Source organism: Filifactor villosus, from assembly GCF_042652965.1.
Lineage (GTDB): Bacteria > Bacillota > Clostridia > Peptostreptococcales > Filifactoraceae > Filifactor > Filifactor villosus.
The window spans coordinates 1-1,668 of the sequence record NZ_JBHSHL010000053.1; the positions used below are offsets into that span (position 1 = coordinate 1).

Sequence of the window (1,668 nt, forward strand, 5' to 3'; positions counted from 1 at the left end):
GATGTCATGGCCGTGGGATGCGACGAGTTCATGCATCTGTTTTAAAGTTCGTTTCTGTTTATGTCTTCCCGGTTTCTTAGACTTTTCCTTTTCTTCTTCAAGGATGGTTTCTACCAGTGCATCGATCTCCTCTGTATATTTCATAGGGCCGCGAGAAGAGACATCATATTGCGGTTCTTTTACGATCTGTGCCTGTAGTTCTCGAATGTCTGTATGAGAATCCGTGAGATTGAGCTCTTTTAATCGTTCGTTGTATTCATTCCAATACTTGGCTACTGTTTTACGGTCGATTCCCAACCGTTTGGCTGTTTCCCTGTTCGATAACCCCCTTCGTTTTGCATCAATGATTTTGAACTTGTCCATTAGTGTTTTCACCTCATGTCACCTCCGAGATTAAGTGTACCTCATCTCGGAGATATTTTGTGATTGATTGGACCGGTTTTCAAAGAGATTTTTTGTTGTTTGTGGACCATTTTTAGATTAGCATATACAATTGGAACAGCACTTCGTTGGAGAAAATGTATGACTACAAGAGGCGTGCTTGCAGATATTATGATTGGCGTTGGAGCATACACAATTATGGCATATAAAGGTTACTATGCCGGTTGGATAAAAATGTTATTCATTATTTTTCTTATATTCTTTATTGGTTATGCCGGACTTGTTTTTTCAAGAAAGAGTAGAGGACAGTTTATTCTTAACATTAAAAGCAAGAAAAGAAAACACTTCATCATTAAAAGTAGAACAGTGAGAATGATGAATGTTGCAGGTTTGGTTTTAGGCTTAACCATGTTTGTACTTGTTATTCCTATTACATATAATCGAACCTTTCATGGTGGTTTCGTTGTTGCAGATGTCAAACAGATTAGTATCAGCGGTTTTGACACTAATTATACAGAGAATGAGTGGGGACTTACTTATAACATTGAAAGTATATCCAAGATTAGAAATGTTGAAAGCTGGGAGCCCTTGACAACTGTTCAGAAACTTTCAGTTCTGCAGGATGTCTGTAACTGCGAGTCTAATTACTGGGGTATGGATTTCAGGGTAACAATTGTAATGGACGACCTACAGGAACATACTCTGGGATCATACTGTGATGCCGAAAGAAGAATCGTTATAGATAAACAGCACCTTGAAAATGATGCCCCAGACGAAATCTTGGACACAGTGCTTCACGAAATGTATCATGCCTGGGAACATAGTTTGGTTCGTTTATACCTTGATTCTTCTGAATCACAGAGGAAGATGAGAGTCTTTCAGCACTGTGATGAATACATCAGAGAGATGGCAAATTACCGGGATGGTGGAGAGGACTATGAGTCTTTTATGGCTTATTATTGTCAGTATTTAGAGAGAGATAGTCGCATATACGCGGCTGATGCAGTGAAAGAGTACTATGACGAAATAGACCTTATTTTAGAGGAGCAAAAGGAAGAAGAGATGAAAGGTGGTGCTTGGAATGAATAAGAACATTGAACACATGTTGGCTACTTTGCTTGTTGGCAATGATGCAAAGGATGTATTAAAGGGAATTGATAAAATTCTCAATTCGAAATCTAGAGCGTGTCTACACAAATTAAACAAGACATCTTAATCATAAAACGATCGATGCCAAATGAATTGCTCCAACAAAGCAGGAGACGCTCTTTGCATAACGGGTAGCGA

At 38.8% G+C, this 1,668-nt stretch carries 2 protein-coding genes; one reads left to right on the forward strand and one right to left on the reverse strand.

All coding sequences use genetic code 11. From position 1 onward, the window contains the following. Nucleotides 1-375 (reverse strand): helix-turn-helix domain-containing protein (locus ACFO4R_RS11050; RefSeq protein WP_379789207.1); only part of this gene is annotated, 375 nt, incomplete at its 3' end. 147 nt (nt 376-522) lie between these two features. Between ACFO4R_RS11050 and ACFO4R_RS11055 the strand changes: the two genes are divergently transcribed. Then, nucleotides 523-1,470, forward strand: coding sequence for a hypothetical protein (locus ACFO4R_RS11055; RefSeq protein ID WP_379789208.1), 948 nt, complete (start codon nt 523-525; stop codon nt 1,468-1,470). Nucleotides 1,471-1,668 lie beyond the last annotated feature (198 nt).

What these genes read in the sequence shown, in the direction of transcription:
- ACFO4R_RS11055 (WP_379789208.1), top strand. Translation starts at nt 523, where the DNA reads ATGACTACAAGAGGCGTGCTTGCAGATATTATGATTGGCGTTGGAGCA.